Genomic DNA, 1,216 nt, shown 5'->3' with positions numbered 1-1,216 from the left:
GCCACCCGCAACTGGACACCGCGCCGGACAGTCTGGCTGAACCCCGACCAGGAAGACCCGCTGGTTCAACAGGATCAGCGATTAGAAGCCGCCTGATTACAGGTTCCAACAAGCTTGACAGACATCGTGCCGCCCTCGCCACCATGGGGATTGAAGGCGGCCACGGCGATGCGCGGCTGCTCGACGCCGGCCAGTGTCAGCGAGTCATGAATCAGCTGGCTGGCGGCGATGATGCGCTCCTGAGTGACGTACTCGGCGGCGTCCTTGAGCGGAATGTGCGAGGAGATGCGCGAGGTCCACAGCGTCCCCAGGGTGTTGAACTCGCAGAAATAGCCTTCGACTCCGAGTTTCTCGGCGAAGAAGTGCAGCTCATCTTCGTGGCCGAGGCCGCCTTTCTTCATCGACAGCTTGTTGAGCGGCGCGAAGCAGATGGCGTCAACTTCCTCGTTCTGGGCCGCTTCCAGGCAGCGAGACAGCACCGCGAGGGTCGAGGCGCCACAGGCGGCGCTTTCCTCGGCCAGCGTCACGTCCTGCTGGGCCACGCTTTCCACCAGCATCAATGACAGGCCTTCATGCTCGCGGGCCTCGGCGAAGCTTGCGACGCGCGGCAGCTGGGTGAAGAGACCGGCCTGGCGTTGGCCCTGCTCCCACAGCCACTGATCGCCGACCAGCACGCTGTGGGCAGGGAAAATGCATGAAAAACCGCTCTACGACGGGCCTCGTAGCGCTTTACCAAAAGGACCTCATGTGGTCATTTAGCAGCTTTCGCTCATGGATGATCCGATGTTGACACCGTCTCTTATGCACCATTTATCGATTGTTCCCGACTTCCGCCAGGCGTGGAAAGTGCAGCATCAGCTGTCGGATATCTTGTTTCTGATCGTCTGTGCGGTGATCTGCGGTGCAGAAGGTTGGGACGAAATCGAAGATTTTGGCCGCGCGAAGTTGGACTTTCTTCGCCAGTACGGCGATTTTGAAGCTGGCGTGCCGAGTCACGATACCTTGGCCAGGGTGATGGCCCTGGTGAATGCCGAGCAGCTGCAAACTGCATTCGCTGAGTGGATGAAAAGTTGCCATGACGTGACTGATGGCGCAGTGGTAGCCATTGATGGCAAGACATTGCGTGGCTCGTATTGCCGTGGCAAGAACAAGGGTGCGATCCACATGGTCAGTGCCTTCAGCGCGGCTAATGGTGTCGTGCTAGGGCAGGTGAAGA

General features: G+C 59.5%; 2 protein-coding genes. One reads left to right on the top strand and one right to left on the bottom strand.

The features are described 5' to 3' along the window. Positions 1 to 74: 74 nt before the first annotated feature. Entirely contained in the window at positions 75 to 674 is a 600-nt protein-coding gene (locus IZU87_RS17245) for a 4-hydroxythreonine-4-phosphate dehydrogenase PdxA (protein WP_349305206.1), read from the bottom strand. Positions 675 to 783: 109 nt separating this feature from the next. Here IZU87_RS17245 and IZU87_RS17240 point away from each other — a divergent pair. Beyond that, a partial coding sequence (locus IZU87_RS17240; RefSeq protein WP_213115360.1) for an ISAs1 family transposase occupies positions 784 to 1,216 on the top strand: 433 nt, incomplete at its 3' end.

It is taken from the genome of Cobetia sp. MC34, from assembly GCF_018340035.1.
Taxonomy (GTDB): domain Bacteria; phylum Pseudomonadota; class Gammaproteobacteria; order Pseudomonadales; family Halomonadaceae; genus Cobetia; species Cobetia amphilecti.
Note: the sequence above shows the minus strand (reverse complement) of the source record. Positions and strands in the feature narration are given on the sequence as shown.